18 protein-coding genes and 1 pseudogene are annotated in these 21,205 nt (G+C 37.1%); 3 read left to right on the top strand and 16 right to left on the bottom strand.

What is annotated here, in order from left to right:
- Positions 1–353: 353 nt before the first annotated feature.
- Positions 354–614 (top strand): annotated as a pseudogene (locus tag T356_RS21825) (hypothetical protein); the annotation flags it as partial.
- Positions 615–665: 51 nt separating this feature from the next.
- Here the strand turns inward: T356_RS21825 and T356_RS0107185 are convergent.
- The gene (locus T356_RS0107185) at positions 666–878 is read right to left on the bottom strand and encodes a hypothetical protein (protein ID WP_026512708.1); all 213 of its coding nucleotides are present in this window, start codon (positions 876–878) and stop codon (positions 666–668) included.
- A 179-nt stretch (positions 879–1,057) separates the two neighbouring features.
- Here T356_RS0107185 and T356_RS0107180 point away from each other — a divergent pair, with 179 nt between their 5' ends.
- Entirely contained in the window at positions 1,058–2,320 is a 1,263-nt protein-coding gene (locus T356_RS0107180; protein WP_026512707.1) for a DDE-type integrase/transposase/recombinase, read from the top strand.
- Positions 2,320–3,126, top strand: coding sequence for an ExeA family protein (locus T356_RS0107175; protein ID WP_026512706.1), 807 nt, complete (start codon positions 2,320–2,322; stop codon positions 3,124–3,126). Before T356_RS0107180 ends, T356_RS0107175 begins: the two co-directional genes overlap by 1 nt.
- A 204-nt stretch (positions 3,127–3,330) precedes the next feature.
- On the opposite strand, the gene T356_RS0107170 is transcribed toward T356_RS0107175, so the two are convergent.
- The 15 genes from T356_RS0107170 to T356_RS20255 all read right to left on the bottom strand — a co-directional run bounded on the left by T356_RS0107170 (position 3,331) and on the right by T356_RS20255 (position 21,199).
- Positions 3,331–4,659: a hypothetical protein gene (locus tag T356_RS0107170; protein ID WP_155838988.1), complete on the bottom strand. Its 1,329-nt coding sequence runs from the start codon at positions 4,657–4,659 to the stop codon at positions 3,331–3,333.
- A 152-nt stretch (positions 4,660–4,811) separates the two neighbouring features.
- Complete coding sequence (locus tag T356_RS0107160) at positions 4,812–5,774, bottom strand: hypothetical protein (protein ID WP_026513917.1); 963 nt, start codon at positions 5,772–5,774, stop codon at positions 4,812–4,814.
- A gap of 165 nt (positions 5,775–5,939) precedes the next feature.
- Positions 5,940–7,436, bottom strand: a complete 1,497-nt coding sequence (locus T356_RS0107155) for an ArnT family glycosyltransferase (RefSeq protein WP_026513916.1) — start codon at positions 7,434–7,436, stop codon at positions 5,940–5,942.
- A 63-nt stretch (positions 7,437–7,499) separates the two neighbouring features.
- Complete coding sequence (locus T356_RS0107150; protein WP_026513915.1) at positions 7,500–8,210, bottom strand: glycosyltransferase family 2 protein; 711 nt, start codon at positions 8,208–8,210, stop codon at positions 7,500–7,502.
- Between the two features lie 39 nt (positions 8,211–8,249).
- Positions 8,250–9,428, bottom strand: a complete 1,179-nt coding sequence (gene wecB, locus T356_RS0107145) for a non-hydrolyzing UDP-N-acetylglucosamine 2-epimerase (protein ID WP_026513914.1) — start codon at positions 9,426–9,428, stop codon at positions 8,250–8,252.
- A gap of 15 nt (positions 9,429–9,443) precedes the next feature.
- Complete coding sequence (locus T356_RS18690) at positions 9,444–10,721, bottom strand: polysaccharide biosynthesis C-terminal domain-containing protein (RefSeq protein ID WP_051563233.1); 1,278 nt, start codon at positions 10,719–10,721, stop codon at positions 9,444–9,446.
- Positions 10,722–10,724: 3 nt separating this feature from the next.
- The gene (locus tag T356_RS0107135; RefSeq protein ID WP_026513913.1) at positions 10,725–11,792 is read right to left on the bottom strand and encodes a polysaccharide biosynthesis protein; all 1,068 of its coding nucleotides are present in this window, start codon (positions 11,790–11,792) and stop codon (positions 10,725–10,727) included.
- Positions 11,793–11,814: 22 nt separating this feature from the next.
- On the bottom strand, positions 11,815–12,966 hold the full coding sequence (locus T356_RS0107130; RefSeq protein WP_026513912.1) for an aminotransferase class I/II-fold pyridoxal phosphate-dependent enzyme: 1,152 nt from the start codon (positions 12,964–12,966) through the stop codon (positions 11,815–11,817).
- Positions 12,967–13,005: 39 nt separating this feature from the next.
- Positions 13,006–14,238 carry a polysaccharide biosynthesis protein gene (locus tag T356_RS0107125; RefSeq protein WP_026513911.1) on the bottom strand — a complete coding sequence of 411 codons (1,233 nt, stop codon included), beginning with the start codon at positions 14,236–14,238 and terminating at the stop codon, positions 13,006–13,008.
- A complete protein-coding gene (locus T356_RS0107120) occupies positions 14,228–15,238 on the bottom strand; it encodes a Gfo/Idh/MocA family protein (RefSeq protein ID WP_035780642.1) in 1,011 nt (336 codons plus the stop codon). The genes T356_RS0107125 and T356_RS0107120 overlap by 11 nt, the downstream gene beginning before the upstream one ends.
- Positions 15,239–15,258: 20 nt before the next feature.
- Positions 15,259–16,014, bottom strand: coding sequence for an acylneuraminate cytidylyltransferase family protein (locus T356_RS0107115; protein ID WP_026513909.1), 756 nt, complete (start codon positions 16,012–16,014; stop codon positions 15,259–15,261).
- Positions 16,011–16,955: a Gfo/Idh/MocA family protein gene (locus T356_RS0107110; RefSeq protein ID WP_035780640.1), complete on the bottom strand. Its 945-nt coding sequence runs from the start codon at positions 16,953–16,955 to the stop codon at positions 16,011–16,013. Before T356_RS0107110 ends, T356_RS0107115 begins: the two co-directional genes overlap by 4 nt.
- Entirely contained in the window at positions 16,952–18,013 is a 1,062-nt protein-coding gene (locus T356_RS0107105) for an acyltransferase family protein (RefSeq protein ID WP_026513907.1), read from the bottom strand. The genes T356_RS0107110 and T356_RS0107105 overlap by 4 nt, the downstream gene beginning before the upstream one ends.
- Positions 18,006–19,268: a lipopolysaccharide biosynthesis protein gene (locus T356_RS0107100; RefSeq protein ID WP_026513906.1), complete on the bottom strand. Its 1,263-nt coding sequence runs from the start codon at positions 19,266–19,268 to the stop codon at positions 18,006–18,008. The genes T356_RS0107105 and T356_RS0107100 overlap by 8 nt, the downstream gene beginning before the upstream one ends.
- A 56-nt stretch (positions 19,269–19,324) precedes the next feature.
- Positions 19,325–21,199 (bottom strand): adenylyltransferase/cytidyltransferase family protein, encoded by a 1,875-nt coding sequence (locus T356_RS20255; RefSeq protein ID WP_197020889.1) that lies wholly within the window; start codon positions 21,197–21,199, stop codon positions 19,325–19,327.
- Positions 21,200–21,205 lie beyond the last annotated feature (6 nt).

Here is a 21,205-nt window from a genome sequence, read left to right as displayed (position 1 = left end):
TGTAATGCGTCGAATTAATCCTCTCACCTACCGAAGGTTTACTGCGGATTAATTTCTCGTTCTCCTATATATTGTCTATCTGAACGTGCTGTTTTTTACCGCACGTTTTTTTCGTGTCTATATTGACTGACTATCCCCTTCGGATCTATATTCATACAGTTGCATAAAAAATGAGGAAAGACAGCCCCTACCACAGTTCGTCCTTCCTCATTCACACCCTTAAGAGCTGCACACAGGTCCTGCGCAGGGTCAATGCCCTAATTATGGTTGCCTGTTCATAAGCAGTCATCTTAAGTCCCCTTTCATACCTGTCCAGAACGAATCCGGGGAATAATGAAAGGAGATACGTCTGTATGATACGGAAAAACTTACTGTTTATCAAGATGCTAAATATTAAAACTTCATCAAAAATCCTCTTTGACCGATTTATGACCCGCTTTGTTCCATCGAAGGAGACCTGTCCTGTCTGCGGATCCAGAGGCGAATGTCATGTCCACGCTTACTATGGTCGTACTATCACTGACTTTGTTAATGGTCGGAGACACAAATGCTCCATCAGTGTAATGAGGGTTATCTGTGACAGCTGTCATCACACTCATGCCATACTTCCTGACCACATCATCCCTTATGGGACATATGGGCTGTTCTTTGTGCTCAGGGTTCTGTCAGAGCACATCTTCCAATTCCGGTCCATTGAAAGCATCTGCGAAAGATATGAAATATCCATCAGTCAGTTCCGTAAGTGGAAGTGCCTGTTCAGGCAGCATAAGAAACTCTGGCTCGGTGAACTTGAAAATCTTAAAACAGATACCCGTGATTTTATGAAAACTCTGGTCAGTAATCCTTACAATGGATTCTCTTCGGAATTCATCAGCCATTTCGCATTCTCATTCCTTCAGTCGCATAAAAATCCATCTGTATGCTGTAGCGAATCCGCAGGGTACTGCCAGAAGATATTTCTTCCGGATTACAGAATCACCTGACCACACAACCGGTGGCTGTTTATGCCCATATCTTCGCTTTATGCTTTAGAAAACATAAAGGAGGATCATAATACATGAATAATAACCCTGAAATCACAAAGCAGGATGCCGACATGGCCCAGTTCCGCTTTGCACTCATAGCTCCTGTAGTCCAGGGGCTTTTTCCTGATGCATCAGCTACAGCTTATTACAAGAGAGTGACCGAAAACCCGCTCACACTTCCTGACGGAACCGTTGTAAAGTACAGCTACAAAACACTGGAGAAGTGGAAATCAGAGTACACTAACGGCGGCCTTGATGCGCTTCTTCCCGGAAGGCGCTCCGATATGGGCGTTTCCCGTGTTCTGAACGACGAAGCAATCTGTGAGATCTACCGCATGAAGCAGGAGCATCCCCGCATGAATGCCACCCAGATATACCACCACCTGGTAGCTGAATCATTCATCCCTGCCTGTGTAAGCGTCGACTCAGTACAGAGGTTCATCAAAAACAATGACCTCAAGTCCGCACGAAATCCCAATCTAAAGGACCGTAAGGCATTTGAGGAGGACGGCTTCGGAAAATGCTGGCAGGCGGACACCTGTTATCTCCCATATATCACTGAGAACGGTAAATCCAAGCGCGTCTACTGCATAATGATAATCGACGACCATTCAAGGCTCCTTGTCGGAGGCGGTCTGTTCTACAGCGACAACGCTTTCAACTTCCAGAAAGTCCTTAAACAGGCTGTTGCTACCTACGGCATTCCTGACAAGCTCTATGTCGATAACGGCTGCAGCTACTCCAACGAGCAGCTCTCCATGATCTGTGTGTCGCTTGGCATAGTGCTCCTGCATACAAAAGTACGCGACGGTGCCAGCAAAGGCAAGGTGGAACGCCATTTCAGGACACTCAAGGAAAGATGGCTGTACACACTGGATATCGGATCCATCACATCGCTCTCCCAGTTTGACAGCATGCTCAAGGACTATATGCGCACCTACAACACCACTTTCCATCGCGGCATCGATTCTACTCCAATGGACAGGTACTTAAATTCAGAATACAAACCCAAGCCGCCTCAGTCCGAAGAGTGGCTTGATGAGTGCTTCCTCAACCGCATAACCCGCAAGGTAAGGAAAGACTCCACCATCTCAATCGACAAGGTCAGCTTTGATGTCCCCATGCAGTTCATATCTGCAAAGGTTGATATCCGCTTTCTTCCGGATGACATGGATTCTGCCTACATTCTTTTTGATGGAAAACACTATCCCCTCCGCAGGACCAACCGCAATGAGAACTGCCATGTAAAACGCCAGAACCCTATCGACTACTCAAGGATTGGAGGTGTAGGCTGATGTACAATAGCTTCTATGGTCTGTCATACAATCCCTTTGACAAGCAGCAGCTCAAGGAAAAGGACTGCTTTATCTCAAAAGATTTCAACGAAATGACAAACCGTCTCAATTACCTCAAGGACATCAGGGGCATAGGAGTATTCACCGCAAGACCGGGCATGGGTAAATCCTATGCCCTCCGGTGTTTTGCAAACAGCCTCAACCCCAGCCTTTACCACATGGAGTACATGTGCCTGTCAACTATCAGTGTCGCCGACTTCTATAAACAGTTCTGCAGTATCCTGGGTGTGACAGAAAAAGGCGGTAAGCCTGCGATGTTCCAGGCAATCCGCGAGCAGATATCGTACCTTTTCAAGGAAAAGCGGCAACCTCTGCTCCTTGCAATTGATGAGGCGCAGTACCTGAACACCGGAATCCTTAATGACATCAAGATGCTGATGAATTATGGCTACGATTCCGTCAACTACTTTACGCTCATCCTTTGCGGTGAATCACACCTGAATGACACCCTTAGAAAGCCCGTTCATGAAGCCCTCCGCCAAAGGATCACCGTCCACTACAACTACAGCGGACTGGATGACGGTGAGGTTGCAGAGTATATACTTCACAAGATAAAGCTTGCCGGTGCATCCGAAAAGATCATTGATACCGCTGCACTGTCTGCAGCCCACAGCTATACCCAGGGCAACCCCAGACTCATCGACAACCTGATGACCGATGCCTTTGCCATCGGCTCACAGCGTAAATGCAAGGTCATCGATGCCGATATCATCCGTGATGCCGTTGAGAACCAGACTCTGGATTGATGAAATTTTCAATGTACAAGGCTGTGACTGTTTAGTCATGGCCTTATTTCAAAAAGCATTCCGAATGCTCTCTGGAATAAAGCTATGACAGTGTGCGGTGTTCCCGCCAATATCCTGCGGTCAGGAATTATACCGCACGGTCAGGGAGTGGAAACTGCCGAAAACAATCAGCCGTTGCCGCCTCCCACAATGTGCCGCCGGACACTATCTAATGACCACTGCGCCAAGTAATTCAATTCTGCTCTTTTTCAAAAGCTCAATTGTCTTGTTGATATCCTCGTATCGGGACTCACCAAGTCGCTCAATTATAACAGCACAGTCCATATTTCCAATTTTCTCTATTTCCATAGTATTCTTGATAACCCTGTTCACATACTCAACTGCAAAATCTTCGCTTGAAGAAGCAAGATTCTTTACCCTTGCCACAAGATCAATAACAGGATTATCATTACAAACACTGTCATAAGAATTGGTCAACAAAACATTACTACTTTCACCAATCCCAAGCTTTATCCGCGAAGCAGACAAACTTAAAGTGTCATTATATGACTTTCTATGATATAAAAACTCATCTAACTTCTTATCAAACTTACCAAATAAATCGTTACCAAACTCTCTCTTTGGATCGTCAATCACTTCAAGAACGGGACATTTAAATACACTTATAAGCTCATTCGTCGTCTTAAGCCTATCGCTTATTACATAATTAGCAATTAAAACAAATAATGCTAAAAAGCTTCCTACGATAATGCCTAGTACAAATTTCTTCATCGGCGAAGATTTTATAGGCTCTTCCACTTTATCTGTAATAAGCTGAAAATAAATAGATTTTTCTTTTTCAGACATATTTGCTGGAATACCGGCTATGCTATTCTCAATAGCTAAAATATCATCCACGAGAAACTTCTTATTCTTCGTAATCTCCTCATTGTATTCCTCAGAATAACTTTCACTCAGATAATCAAAATCATAATTAAAACTTCTGTTAATCTCACCAGTTGCCTCACTAATAATATCATCAACAACCGACATGATATTGCTGCAATCCTCTTTAGATGGTGCCATAACTTTGACTTGTAAAATACTGTTTCCCAACAAACCAACATTTATCAGTTCTTTTATATACAAATCGTTGCATTTCCAGCCAATATTCTTCTTTATCCGCATAATTGAATCGCTACTAACAACAGCACTTCTATACAATGCGATAATATTATCTATATAATTAGACTTCCCAACCTTAGGGAATTCGAGCTCATAATAATCCGAAATCAGATATTTTCTCTCCAAGGTCGGAACACAAGAATTGTCCAGACTAAGTAAAATAGAATCCTCTTTATACTTCATTCTTTTTGAAAGAATGTCTTTATACTCATTGTAATTATTTATTGCAACTTCAATATTATCCAGCTCACTTTTAGATAAATTTGCTTCACCTAATTCAAAGTCTTTAGCATCATTCAAACCAGTAACGGCAGAAACTTCCTGCTGTTTCTGCGATAGCTTCCACCCCCCCCCCGAAAAATACGGCAAAACCAGCTATCAGCGCACCCGTGGAGCATCCCAAAATCAACATTCTCCAATGAACTAAAACATATTTACAAAGATCATGTACATCTACTTCCATTTCATCCTTATACCCCACAACAAATCCTCCCTTAATCTTAATATCACTCCAGTTTTTACTACTTTACCACAACTGCCCCAAGAACATTTATCCCCAGATTTGATGCAAGTTCAACTTCTTTATCAATATTCTCATAAATCGACTCTCCGATGCACTCAAAGAAAATAAGCCCGTCAGACTTGGCAGCCTTATCAATTGATGTGGGATCACTGACAATATTAAAAGCCGTCTCTGTAGATACAGCCTTTTCCATCAGAAATTCCTTGATACGAGAGATGTAATCTGTTGCAATTCCTTCTGCAAGAGAAGTACAAAGCAAAATATTCTTGGCTTTTCCTGTACTTGAAAGAGCCATTATACTACTGCAAACAACTGCAAGACCATCGTCATTTTTCTTAGCGATTGCTCCGAATATATGTAACTTAAACGCAGAGCGAAGATCATCCTCCGTCTTAAGTTTGGTTGACAATACATATCTGATTACGATGACAGAAAGAATTATAAATACACCAAACACACATCCCAAAAAAGGAAACTTCTTATTATTTGATGGCTTAGTCTCAACTTCAATCACTTTCCCCATCAGATTATCATACACTGCTTTCTCGTTAGCACTAAGTGTATTATAAACAGACTGATTCCCGCTAAACATTCCAGTAGTTGCTTGACTAATAATTGAAGTCTTGTATTCCAACGCTTCCGCGCTATCTTTATCAAGCACTTCTCCAGCTTTAATCTTCTCAAGATCAGAATTAATGCTCTCCATTACAGTATCATGAAGTTCCTGATAAGTCTTATAACTACTTACTGCCGCATTCACCTTTGTCATTTCTTCTTCTGAAAGCTCCGGTATCGATACAGGAGCTGCCTCCGCACTTGCACTACCACCTGTGGCAAATTGACAAATTCCTCCAAGGAGTGCTCCCACAACCGCAATAATAAAAATAATCTTCCAAAACTTTAATACATAATGTGCCAAATCTTTAAGGTCTATTTGCAAATTATCTCTATAATTCTCCATCAACATATACACTCGCTATTCTTTTTTGTTGTTTAACATAAATTCTAGTAAAAAAAGTCAGTTATTAAATTTTTTATAAGTTACGTAAAACTCTCAATATAATTCTTGAATTTCTAAATGCTTATAATACCTGACTCAGCCTATTGTCACCAACTTTTTTCCAACTCATCTTGAATAAACAGATACGCTTTGAAGATTTTCTGAATCTTGACTCCAAAGCAAAGAATAATTGTTATCATCCAAAAATCTAGTCATTCTTTCATCATGCCAATCCTTCTGAACAACTATCACATTGGGCAATTCAGAATATAATTCTGAAAAATATTCATCCAAAATTTCTGGCACCACCTGTCCCAATGATGATTGATATGAATATCTTGTTGCATGTTTTCGATTACTTAGCACATAAATAATATCATAATTACCATATACTGATATAGCTTGATCCGGAGTAGTATACTGATTTATACACGCCATAATATTGCTAATTTCTTCATTCGAATCAATTGTTTTCTCTTTTCTATTTTCATAAATCACCGGAATATCAGTTATAATTTCTAACCATTGAGGTATTACCAATGAAATCAAAAAGCTCACTGAAACCACAGATAAAACATTTATCCTAATATCATTAGTTTCTATATTCTCGATACAATTAAACAATAAACTAATTGGATAAACTGTCGCAGGAACAATTATCATTCCATAATGACCATATTCTATTCCAGCTAAAGATATCAATACAATATTCATTACCATATATACTAAATACGTAATATTTAAATACCGTAATTCTTTTTTCTTTAAATAAATGAGCAAAAGCGAATAGCTCATAATGCATATTGTCGTTTTTAAAAACCATAGAAACGTATGCATTTTCGCAGAAAAATTTGCTCTTCCATCTGCAAATGAGTACGCCTTATTAAATTCTATATATGCTTTCCAAAAAAAGGAAAAATCTTTATTTAATATAAGCCAAATAAAAATTGGTAATAAAACCAACATCAGCCCAAAAGCAAAATAAATAATCATTCTACATAAATCTCTATTTTTTTTCAAAAAAATATTATGAATAAAAATAGAAATACAAAATACAAACCAAACAGCAATCATATTAGGCCTTAGCATTAAAACAATACCAAGACCTATTCCAGCAAAAATTATTCTTAATTTTGACAATTTTTCATTCAGCAAATAATCTAGAAAAATATATAATGCACTTGCAATACAAGGCATAGCATATTCTTCAGTAAGATTACCTCCTTCGAAGTAATCAAAGAGCAACGAAAATGCCATTAACGTGGATACAATTGAAGACACCTTTCCACATAACAAACGCGCTATTTTGTACATAAAAAAAACCGTAACAGACAAAAAAAGCACTTCTACAATCCATACCCCCCAATAGTAATGTAGCTTATTTCCAATATAATTTAAGATATAAATAAATGGACCTTTATGATCAAATGTGTCTCTATACGGCATATAACCTCTTTCCATCATTAAAGCCACCGTCATAAAGACACTAGAGTCTGTGTATGCCTTTCCAACAATCCAAGGATGAATAGGACTACAAAATAGAAAAACCAACGAAACAATAATAGAAAACAAAATCGACATAATATTTTCAGTATTTTCACATATACAGCTTTTTACTTTCATTTTTGCCCCTTCATAGTAACTTTTTCCATATTTGTTTAAATTATTTACTCAGCCAAGAAATCATTATCCTATACTCTTCTTAAACATTCTAAAATCCCCAAGTGCCCTATAACCAATTTTTATAATTTTAGGTATATTAATAGAATTAATTCCTGCCTGCCTTGATTTAAAAGTAATTTCTTTGAATACTATTTTTTCTTTATGATATGCGAAAAAAGCCACTAACATGATATTAGGCAAATTATAATCTGTCGGCATTTTTGTCATATACTTCCTCACAGTATCTGCCTTCATAAGTCTAAAGGGTGCATTAGCATCTGGAACCTCAACCCCAAAATAAAATTTTAGTAATCTACATACAACACGTTCTACAAAAGCTCTACTTCTCCCATCACCTCTTGCAGTTCTATTTCCAAAAACTCCATCATATTGTAATCGTTCTTTCCAAAAATCCTCAAATTCAAGTGGATTTGTTTGTCCATCCGAATCAGTCTGAAATATATAATCTGCCCCGTTATTTATTGCATAATCATATAGTGCTATCACCTTGGGTCCGTGAAATTTATTAGTATCCGATAAAATATCAATTCGTGGATAAATAGTATTCTTGAGTTCAACTAATATTTCATGTGTCTTATCTTCACTACCACTATCAGCAATAACTATTCTTGATTCTTCTGACATTTTTTCTATAACAGAATACCATTCATCAATAACGTTCTTAATATTTCCTTCTTCGTTATACGCAGGCATAACTATATATAGCTTATCCATAGTTTCCTCCATCATTATCATTTACGTCTTTTTAATAAACTATCTCTTTCTCCACACCATCTTATTTACAATACCTACATAAGACTGGATGATCTTCACAACCTTCGTGCTCACATTGGTATCAACATAATCAGGAACCGGAATTCCATTATCACCTGTTTCAACCATCTCAACTGCAAGTTCAACCGACTGCTCAAGTCCCTGTTCATCTATACCCGAGATAACAAAGCATCCTTTATCAAGAGCCTCGGGGCGCTCGGTGGAAGTTCTTATACATACGGCAGGAATCGGATGACCAATTGATGTGTAGAATGATGATTCTTCCGGCAATGTGCCTGAGTCTGACACTACAGCAAAAGCATTCATCTGAAGACAATTATAGTCATGGAATCCCAACGGCTCATGCTGTATAACTCTGGAATCAAGTTCGAACTTGCCGTCTGCTTTCATCTGCTCAAGGCGCTTTTTGGATCTAGGATGACATGAATATAAGATTGGCATATCATACTTAGCAGCAATTGCATTTATAGCATTGAACAAGCTAAGGAAATTCTGCTCAGTATCAATATTCTCTTCTCTATGTGCAGAGAGAAGAATATATTTTCCTTTTTCAAGTCCAAGTCTTGTGTGAATATCAGATGCCTTTATTTTATCAAGATTATCAGACAATACTTCTGCCATAGGGCTTCCCGTTACATAAGTTCTTTCCTTTGGAAGTCCGCAATCAGCAAGATATCTGCGTGCATGCTCTGAATATGCAAGATTAACATCAGAAATAATATCAACAATTCTTCTATTGGTTTCTTCAGGAAGACACTCATCCTTACATCTGTTTCCTGCTTCCATATGGAAAATAGGAATATGAAGGCGCTTTGCTCCTATAACAGACAGGCAGGAATTAGTATCACCAAGAACCAGAACAGCATCAGGTTTAGCCTCCGCAAAAAACTGATATGACTTGGCAATAATATTTCCCATAGTCTCTCCAAGGTCATTTCCGACCGCCTCAAGATACACTTCGGGATCGGCAAGTCCCAGGTCTTTAAAGAAAACACCATTCAGATTGTAATCATAATTCTGACCTGTATGTACCAAAAGCGTATCAAAATATTTACGACATTTATTGATCACTGCCGCAAGTCTTATAATTTCCGGCCTTGTTCCTACAATTATTGCAAGCTTGATCTTGCCATTATTTTTCCAATTATATGAGCTCATTATATTCACCTAATCTTAAACATTGCCTTTCTCAGGATTAATCTTCTCATCACCATCTCTATTAACTATCTCGTAGAATGTATCAGGGTGCCCCGGATCAAAAATTTCATTTGCCCACATAACAGTTACAAGATCATGAGTTTTAGAAAGATTAATTATATTGTGTGTATATCCCGGAATCATCTGAATTGCCTTCATCTGTTCACCAGTCACTTCAAATTCGATAACAGGATATCCCTTTTCTGTCTCAGGATCTATACCGATTCTGCGAAGCTGAATAAGACCATGTCCTGAAACAACTATAAATGTCTCCCACTTACTGTTATGCCAATGTTCTCCCCTTACAATTCCGGGCTTAGCAACATTGATACTAACCTGTCCATGATCCAAAGTTCTTATAAGCTCTGTAAATGTACCTCTGTTATCTACGTTGGATTTAAAACTATAGCACATCTTCTCCGCCGGCAAATAGGACAGATATGTACTGTATAACTTCTTTGCAAAAGAATTATTCGGAATAGACGGAACCATAAGTGTCTGAGGCGCAGTCTTAAATGACTCAAGAAGATCCACTATCTCACCCAAAGTTACATGATGCGATATAGGGACATAGCAATACTTACCGGTCTCATCTGCAATAGGCTCAATGCTTCCTGATGAAGTGTCATAATCGCATCTATGCTCTTTTCCTTCAAGAGCATCAAGCATCTCTTCAATAAGATCATCAATATAAACCAATTCCAATTCAGTATTTCTGTCATTCACCGTGTATTCAAGGTCATTTGCAAATGCATTACAAAATGTTGCTACCGCTGAATTGTAATTAGGCTTGCTCCACTTTCCAAATAAATTTGGGAATCTGTATACAAGGACCTTACTCCCTGTCTCTTCCTGATATTTCAAGAACAGTTCCTCACCTGCCAGCTTACTTTTTCCATACTCAGAGTCCGCAAATCTTCCGATAAGTGAAGCCTGAATTGAACTCGATAACATTACAGGACAAGTGTTGTTCTTTTTCTTAAGTGTATCAAGAAGCTTTGAGGCAAAACCAAAATTCCCTTCCATAAACTCTGCCTGGTCTTTTGGTCTGTTTACACCTGCAAGATTAAAAACAAAATCTGCTCTCTCACATGCAAGCTCAAGTTCTTCATCGCTTGTTCCCAAGTCATATCCATAGATTTCTGTGATCAACAGATTTGGTCTTGTATTATTTCTTCCATCTCGTATGTTCCTAAGATTCCATACCAGATTGCGCCCAACAAATCCGTTAGATCCGGTAACCAATATTCTCATATCTTATGCCTCCACAGCGTGTGGTCTTCCTTCAAGTTCTTCCTTAACATAATCGGTGCCCATAATCTTAGCTACGACACCATCCACGTCAAGCCTGTTTGTATTATGACTTGTATATGCCTCATCGCCCTGAGTCATAACCTGACCTTCCACATAGAACTGATCATAATTAAGACTTCTTCCGTCAGGAGCGATTCTGAAATAGTCTCCCATATCAGTAGCACGAAGTCTCTCTTCTCTTGTCATAAGAGTTTCAAACAACTTCTCACCGTGTCTTGTACCGATAACCTTGCATTCGGTTTCTCCAAACACCTTCATGACACCCTTAGCAAGGTCTCCAATTGTACTTGCATCAGCCTTCTGAATGAACAGATCTCCGGGTTCAGCATGCTCAAATGCAAAAGCAACAAGATTAACTGCCTCATCAAGATTCATGAGGAATCTTGTCATCTCCGGATCTGTAATTGTAATAGGACGTCCTGCTTTGATCTGATCTATGAAAAGAGGAATAACCGATCCTCTACTGCACATAACGTTACCGTATCTTGTGCAAGAAAGAACTGTACCGCCTCTCTCGAAAGCCTTCTGTGCTCTTGCCGCAACAACTTTCTCACCTAGTGCTTTAGACATTCCCATTGAATTGATTGGATAAGCAGCTTTGTCAGTGCTAAGGAATACAACTCTTTCCACCTTATTCTCAACAGCTGCCGTTATAACGTTATCTGTTCCGATAATATTGGTCTTAACAGCTTCCATAGGGAAGAATTCACATGAAGGAACTTCCTTAAGTGCAGCGGCATGGAAAACATAATTGGCACCATACATTACATCACGTACAGAATCTATATTTCTTACATCTCCGATATAGAATTGAACCTTAGAAAACTGTTCAGGATACCTGGCCTGAAGAATATGTCTCATCATATCCTGTTTCTTCTCGTCACGAGATATAATCCTGATCTCCGCAATATCTGAGGTCAAAAAATGCTTCAGAACAGTTGAGCCAAATGATCCTGTTCCTCCGGTGATGACTAATGTTTTATCTTTAAATGACTCCTTTATACTTGACATTATTACTTCTCCTAAATAACTCTCAATTCAATATTTCAATCACGCTATCAGTTACCTTTTTCAACTCAGCCTCTGTAATATTAGTACTGCAAGGCAATGTTATTATTCTCTGCCACAAACTCTCCGCTATAGAAACATCGCTCTTAGGGCAATCAGCGTATGGTTTCTGGAGATGTACCGGTTTCCAGAATGAACGCGCCTCAATTTCTGATTCTTTTAATTTAGCACATACTCTCTTGGCGTCTTCAAGATGTGCTCCTTCAGGTAAAACGATACCTGAAAACCAACATGATGATCCGTCTGTCGTCGGGAAGAATGTTATACCCTTATCCTGAGCCCAGCTTTCTAATTTCTCCTCATAATATGCACGAGCTCTGCGCTTAGCATCAATGAAACTGTCCAATCTCTCCATCTGTGCCACACCGATAGCAGCCTGAACATTTGTCATACGGTAGTTAAATCCAACCTCGTCAAAATCATAATCAGGCCACACGCGAGCTGTCGTAGTAATATGTCTTACATGATCAAGCCTATCCTGATCACAACCAACAACAGCACCGCCACCACCGCATGTAATGGTTTTATTTCCATTAAAAGACAGAACACTCAAATCCGCCAATGAACCGAACTTCTTTCCATCATATGTTGCCCCGATCGCACAAGCAGCATCAACAACAAGCGGAATACCATAATCATCGGCAATCTTTCTGAATGCTTCCATATCAGGAACATTTCCCAAAGTATACACCGGCATCAGTGCCGCAACTCGTTTACCGTTTTCTTTATGGTACAAAATTCCATCAGCACGTTTCTCACAATGCTTTTCTATTTCACTTCGAACCAATACAGGATTAAGACACCAATCCTCTTCACTAATATCCATCAACCATGGATCAGCTCCGCAATGGCGAATCGCATTAGCCGATGCTATAAATGTAAAAGTTGGGATAATAACCAACTCTCCATGCTTTACACCAACCGATGTCAAAGCAGAATGAAGTCCTGTTGTTCCGGAACTTGTTGCAACCGCTCCTATACTGCCTGTTGATTCTGCCACCATCTTCTCAAATTCATTAACATACTCTCCAACTGATGATACAAATGTTGTATCAATGCAGTTATCAAGATACTTTTTTTCATTTCCGTTTAAATTCGGTATTGCCAACGAAATCATTTCTCTTCCTATCCTTCTTACTTATATATCTTTGCAAAATCACATTTTACCATCAAGACTCTTACCTGTCTCTATATGTTCAAAATTTGGCAGATACTGTCCGATAATTTTAACAATATCAGCCTTGGTACAACTTTCTGACTCAAAAGCATCATCAAGTGTATTGATCAGCTTTATAACTTTATCTCTATCCGGAATCTGCTTGTCCGTAATCACGCCCAAAGACGAGAATCTCTCCATATCAACAGCTTCGCCTTCAACAAAGAATTCTTCAAAAGCCTTCTCTCCGCTTGTATCAGACGCGCTGAAGTGCACCGGATACGGCAATCCTTCAGTCCACTTATCAGCCTTGTCTATTGCCTCTTCATCTGACGAACAATAATCAATTTCATATCCCATTGATGTCAGTAAGTTCTCTGCAATCTTATCAAATGTCGTCATCTGAGCTTCATCAAGCTTAGGGAAGAAAATATTGCGGTTGCCGCCAAGCATTGCAGACAACATACAAATCTGCCCCGATTCCTGAGGACTGACAAAATATCTCTTTACATCCGAAGGAGCAGATAAGGGCTGTCTCTGATTGATTCTATCAAGGAATCCTGCAGGAAGCGAACCGTTAGAGAATGCCACATTGGCAAAACGCGCCGTCTTAACAGGGAACACATCAGAATAACTAAAAATCAGATCCTCCATAATTCGCTTACTTGCTCCCATAATGTTTACAGGATTTGCAGCTTTATCGGTACTTACACAGAAATAAACCTCGGGAGGATTCTGCTCCAGAAGATCAAGAAGACCTTTTGCACTTATTACATTATTCCTAAGAAGCGCCTCCACACTATAAATGTCCTTCTCTGATCTGACATGCTTGTGCGCACTGAAATTAGCTACAATATCAAAACCTCGTAAGCCGTTACTTCTCTTATGATGGTTAAACATCCTTCTGAAAGTAACCGAACTGTAATCCATAGGATATGGCAAATATATATCCGGCACAACAGAACTGAGAACTGCGCTTGAACGAAGCGACCTTGTAAGCTCTGTCAAAGCATTCTCATTTGTATCTACAACAACAAGTTCTGCCGGCTTAAACGGCAAAATAGCACGGATAAATGATGAACCGATACTACCTGCTCCACCAATGACCAAAACCGACTTCCCACTTATCGCAGCAGAAAGAGTTTTTTGATTGACCTCTATATCAGGTTTAAACATAGAAGCATTGCGCTTTGTTACATATTCCCCTATAAATGATTCTAAATTAAATGTCATACTCATATCTCTTACCATAATTTCTTTCTATATTGTCAATTATTTCAAGGACATATCTGTCATCCGAAAGACCATAACGTATATCCTCACCTTCAATAGCCTTCAAGAATTCTCTGATCTCATCCCGATATGGCTCCTCCGCAATATTATCCGAATATCCTTCAATATGCTCTTCCGTCTCATAAACCTTAATTTGTTCAAATTCCTTTGTCTCAAGATTAAGCTTTAACAAATCATCATTATGTCCGTTCCATGTCAAATGAACATCTTCGCCGATTATCTCAAGTTTGGTCACAGCCGTTCTTGAGGTGACATCAACCAGAAACGAACCGATATTTCCATTTTCATGCTCAATACTTAATATTACACTATCAGGGAAATTAATATCCAGTCCGGTACATCTTTGATGCAAAACTTTAACGTCCGCAACATTTCCAAATGTGCGTATGATCCACGGCAACTGTATAGCCATTATCTCTCTGACACCATTTGTTTCTTTTCTTCCTATAAAGAAATCTTTATAACTTTCCCACGGATGCCAATCAGGAAGATACTGCCCTACGTGATACATGTAGGTGACAGGTTTGTTTTGTGAAGAAACAATTTCTCTGAACACTTCCATCTGCCGCTTATATATGAGAGTGCTGGATACAAAAACAACTTTATTGTTTTTGTCTGCCGTAGCCTTGATCTCATCATATTTATCAGACGTAAGATTAAGCTCCGTAAACACATGAATACCACCATTTAGAAGCTCTATTATTATATCAGCATGCCTTCCCGGAGAAGTACATACAAAAGCTATATCAGGAGAATAACTTATTCCTTCGTCAATGGTAGACGCAACTATAAATCCGGCTTCTTTAGCCTGAACCTGTCTATCGGCGTTACTGTCCACACAAATGATCTTTGCATCAGGAATCAACTCTTTAACAAGTCTTATCCTGCGCCTCCCCATTGAACCATATCCCACTACCAATATTGAACTAATATCACTCATCAAAAGCCCCATTTCATCTTTCAAAAACTTTTTGCCATATCATATACTTTTTTCAATTCTTCATCATGCTCAATATAATATCTATGAAGAATCTCCATCATACAAAAATCTTCTTCCGAATCAATATCCAACACCAGATAATCCTGCATAACCGAAATGCCGCATTTATGATCCAAGATGGTATCTGAAATGTCTGTATCAAGGAACTGCGGTCTGTACGCATAAATACTGGCATTAAGTTCATATGAATTCGGTGCTTCCTGCCTGGTCGTATAAGCTGATTCGCATATCTTCTTATAGAAGCCGCTTTTTTCTTCAACCATATTAAAATACGGACTGCGTCTTGCAGGAACTACACTCGTAACCAAATCATAGTCTGCATTTTCTTGATATGTAGCAATTATATTCTCAACATCTTCCAACCTTCTAAGCGGAGATGTTATATCCAAATCAACTATTACATCATAATTGCTTCCCGTAGCTCTGAATGTATCTCTTATAACATCAACCTTGGCAACTTTATCTCCTGCCAGTTCAGATTTACGTTCCACATATACAACGTCACTTATAACAGTCTGCTTTCTTACAATATCAACAAGCGGCAAACTATCCGTATTGAGTGCCACCACAATGTCATCCGCAGGGTGAGCTTGCTTGTAAAGTCGGATAACAGATAATGTGTAATAAACAAGCGGGACGCCATTCATCTCTTTTAAATTCTTATTCTTGAATCCCTTAGATCCTGCTCTTCCACATATCGTAAACAAAATTCTCATAATACACCTCGAGTAATTCTTAATACTTTGCATGCTTCCTCAATTCCATTGTCATTACTGCTGTTTCCTTCAATAATATCAATGAAATGTTCAAGTTCTTTTTTCTGATATGAATTCCTTTCTTCAGAAAGATCAACAACTTTTCCGGAGCACAACCACTCAATCTTCTGATTAATCAAGTCTGCTACAATTGTATCATCTTCAGCAAATAATTCTACTCTCCTGATCGCTTTTCTTCCAAAATAGTCAAGATGTACTTCTACAAGCATATTTTCATACTCTGCAACGTACACCGCAATATCATCAGAATCAATTTCCAGATTTGATTTTCTCTCAATAATGCTTTTTACAGCCTTCGGGAAGCCTGCCAGATAACTAATGTAGTCCCATTCATGAATCAGATCAATAGAAACTCCTCCCCCCATTTCCTTATGTGCAGAATACGTATTCCTATAATCTGTTCCCGGTCTCCAATCCGGAAGGTAACTTGATGACATCACTCTCATCGAATGAACCACAGAAAAGTCAATATTCCTCTTAAGCCATTGTATAACATTGGAATATCGTAAAGGGCATGCAACATAAAACAGCTTGTTCTCATTAACCAAAGAAACAATATCCTCTTCCCCCGTAACGAACACCGGCTTCTCTATAAAAAAAGAATTACTCAAATACAAGTATTTATTTAGAGTTTCATAATGCAATGAAGTTGGATTAGTTACAAAAACAGCATCATAAGATTCTTCCAACTGATTATCTGAATATAAAAATCTAATCCTCATATCAGAACCATTATCGGATTCAGCCACACTGCTTTTCCTTCTCAATATATCTATTCGAACACTATCTCCAAGAAACTCCAATAAATTATACGAATGTCTTCTCCCCATTGAGCCATAACCAATAATCAAGATTTTTTTATCTAAAAACTTCAAACTCATAATAATACTCTATCCCTCATCAAATTAATTATTTTTTTTAAAAAATATAATATTTTAACCTCAAAAACTGATAGAAATATGCTAACAACTAATGTCTCAGCTATCAGAATTGCCAAAATTATAATCGGATATCTAAAACTATAAATATGCTCTTGAAAAAAATAAGATAAAAAGAAAGAATGGCAAAGAAACATATATTTAGAATATTTACCTAATATACCTAAACCTTTAGCTATTATATTTAACTCACACAATGATATTCCAATAAAAGTAATCCCTATAACAGATAATAGTAATATAAATTCTACATTAGGTGATATATAATCAAAACCTATATATCCAATAAAAATACATATTACACTAATAATAAAAAATAATCTCTTTTTTCTTTTAGCAAATACCATAACTTCATCATGTGTAGCAAGCACTACCCCTACTATAGGAAAAAAAATTCCATAAATATACAAATTAAGCCAAAAACCATCATATACGCAATGCAGTTTTACTGCTAAATATAAAAAAATAAAACATATAATAAACTTATTACCTATTTTTTCAATGATGCTACAAACTATTGGTATGATTACAATAATCCATATAGCAATGGTTAAATACCACCATGCACCATTATATAATGGTGTCCCATACAAAAATGCAAGGCCTGCAGCGTCACAGATAAAATATAACACGCTTCTAACTATTCCACTTCCCATATATACTTCTGAATAAGTATGTTTTCCTAAAGCAGAAGCAACTGCCACTCCACTAATCAAACATAACATAGTTGATAATTGTAATCGCAAAACACGTTTAATTATACATCGTGCATCACAATTACTGTTTCCATAAAACACTTTAGTTAAACCGTATCCAGAAATAAATGAAAAGATTGCAACACAAACTTTACCATATGCCCCTATCTTAAGCATGCAGTTTTGCGAAAAAAATAACGGAGATATATTATATTTGTTAACTCTATCTACTAAATAAAACAAATGATGCACATACATTAGTATTATAGCTATGCCCTTTATTGTATTAGCTTCAGCCTTATTCATCACCAATTCTCTCCCTACAAAAAATGAGTTTTTTATATTGCACATAGTAATCCACAAATAATCCCCCAGCCAATATAAAATTAATAATCAAATATAATATGCTAGCTCCAAGCATACCTTTATAACGTACCAATATATGTCCTAACAATAATGATACAATTACTATCACAACATATATTGCTGCAATATCCTTTTGTCTACGAATTATAGTAATAGGAATCATAATAAACTGTGCAATGGCATAACATGCTCCTCCAAAAAGCAAAATAATCATTTCCTTTTTATATGTTGCCAGCTTAACGTTATAAAGAATATCCAATACTGGTATTCCAACAAAAAAACTCATCAATATAACAATACTTGTCATTGCAAAAATTAGTAATAGCTGGTAACGTATCACCTTATTTATATATTTATAATCATCATTATTGTATGCTACACCCATATCCTTTATTAATGGCTGAAAAATAAAATTACTCAAAAGCATGACAACAAACGATGGCATCATAACATAACCAAAAAAAGCTTGATTGGACTCATCTAAATACCTATCAATGAGATACTTGGGAAGGTTTCCCACAAAAACCCCAAGCGTCGTCCCGATACAAAGTGGTAAACAGTCAACAACCAAACTTTTTACATTACATATTGCAAGACTTCTGCATTTAAACTTTTCTGCAATCTTCTTATAGTCAATTCTTATTAAATATGTAGCTGCAACAATTGATATAATTATAACAATCGCCAAAAGCTCTACAAATGAAATTCTAAGAAATGAAAGAGCACAAAATGCAACTGTTGAAAATAATAAACGCTGTGAATATCGTTTAGCTCCTATATCCATGCAATCTAGTTGTTGATACATTCCATAATATAAATCTTCAACAACATCTATCATTTTCCATACAACAAACAGCAATATAATTATTGCCTTTCTAACCATATATCTTTCACAAAATACTTGTATTAGTATAAACATAAACATCATAGTTACAGTTATGCAAATAACTATTACTCTTGATGCTTTATACTCATAAAAAGAAAATCTCTCTGAAACATCTGTCACCTGATAATTTCGTTGCCCATATTTAGCGAATGTCATACATAACAATCCAATCGCATATGCAATTGAAAACATCCCTGCCTCATATACCCCATAATTATGTGATATAAAAATCAAAGTAATTGCTGATTGCGACGCATTCAACATTCCAGATATCGTATTCCATATGTAGCTTTTTTTCTTATTTTTCATTTCATATTACTACCTCATATATTTATAATAATTTGATCATGCATACTCTAATAATATTATTTATGTTTTTTTAAATAATCATATGTTGTTATAGGTACAATTTGTCGTACTTTTTCCCATTCACCTTCTGACACATATCTTCTGACATCTGATGCACTTATTGTTTCATCATCTATTTTTTTCCTTTGAATTTCTATTAATTCAATTCCATATGTTGGCAAAATTTCTTTCATAACCATATTATATTTTTGAGTAACTAAATCTTTCGGTTCTTCTCCAACATACCTTCTGTATATATGAAACATTGGTGCAATTAATCTTGCAAACAAATACACATCTGAAGAAGGATCGATTTCTATTGTGTTATTCTCTTTCTTAGTAAAATACTCTGGAAATGTTTTCCCGCTTATCATCATTTTCCCACTTCTGATTACTGATACATTCGATAAATCACTAACACCTTCTTTAACCAGTTTTATTCTATCTTCAAATTTGTATTCTGACTTATCCTCTTCTACAACAAACACTAATAACCACTCCTCAGTTTTGGCGGCTTCTTCTATCAAATATCTGTGTCCATTAGTAAAGGGATTACAATTCATAACGATAGCAGCAAACTTTTCTATATTCTTAGGCACTTGGTTTTCAACACTCTTATAATATTCATTGAATTCACAAACCAATTCATAATCAATCCCACTATTTTTGAAAGCATCAATATAACCACATGCTATATAGTTTTTTCTCATTAACGATTCAATCTTGCTATAAATAGTGCGTGCAACAGCTTCGTATCCATATCGATTACAATGCACTAACGTATTAAAATATCTGATTCTATTATCATTAATTGCAAATTCATAACTTATATCCGATTTTTCATAATCATCACCAAGAGGAATTATTCCCGCATAACTTATCAGAACAATATCTCCCGGTTTATATCGCAATGTTCTAAGCCACATATGCTCTTCATCTATATTTCCTCCCCACGCCGCAAGATTAACCACACGATATTTTGCATTTTTCTCGTTGATTATCCTTTGAAGATTACTTGGTATTGTATTCTTATCTTCTTCCGCATATCCAAAGAATACACATCCTCCAAACATATATATTGTGTTGTTATAATCAGACGGTATATCAGTAGTTGTTCTTCTTCCGGCTATAACGTTAATGTATTGCCCATTTCTATCAACATGCCTTAACATTCCTCTACTTGGCATTATTTTTTCCGGTATATCAAATAGTTGCTTTATCTTTTTTTCATCATATTCTTTGTATATATCGCTTAAAAAAGGTACCTCTTCTGAAAGTCTTCCCTCTAAGTTTCCTACAAGATATTTATCCCTATCACTAATCATCCTTGTAGTAATATTTTTGATTGGGTATAAACAATTATTTAATGCCCAAACCCAATTTACAGCCAACACTGATACATCATATTTCCCCAGAATAGTCTTATAATATTTAACAATAACATTCATTAAATAAACCCTAACAAGTTCTTGGAAATTCATAGGGTTTATCCAATAAAGCTCCGCATCATATCGCTCATATACACGGGAAAAAGAAGGACAAAATCTAATATAAAAAATCTTGTCCCATTTTTCCACGCTCTTCTCTTTTTTTGTAAAAATGGTTTTGACTTGTGGATATATTATTTCCTTATCACTTGTTACATACCATCCTTGCTCTTCCATAATAGCAACCCTAGATACTACAAATGATTTAAAGTTCTCTAAGGAAACTAACTCCCATATGTCATCTTCCATGCACGAAAAAGCATGCATGTCATATATAATCTGCAAAAAAGGAATTTTTAACTCATCTACAGTTTCATCTGTAATTGTCATTGTATATCCATGGAAATATCCATATAATGATGCTTTGTCTATTTTTTTTTTGAGAGCCTTAACTTCTTTTGTCACTTCTAT

The sequence above is a fragment of the Butyrivibrio sp. LB2008 genome, assembly GCF_000621565.1.
In the GTDB taxonomy this organism is placed as follows: Bacteria; Bacillota; Clostridia; order Lachnospirales; family Lachnospiraceae; genus Butyrivibrio.
This window is presented reverse-complemented; position numbering and strand designations above follow the sequence as displayed.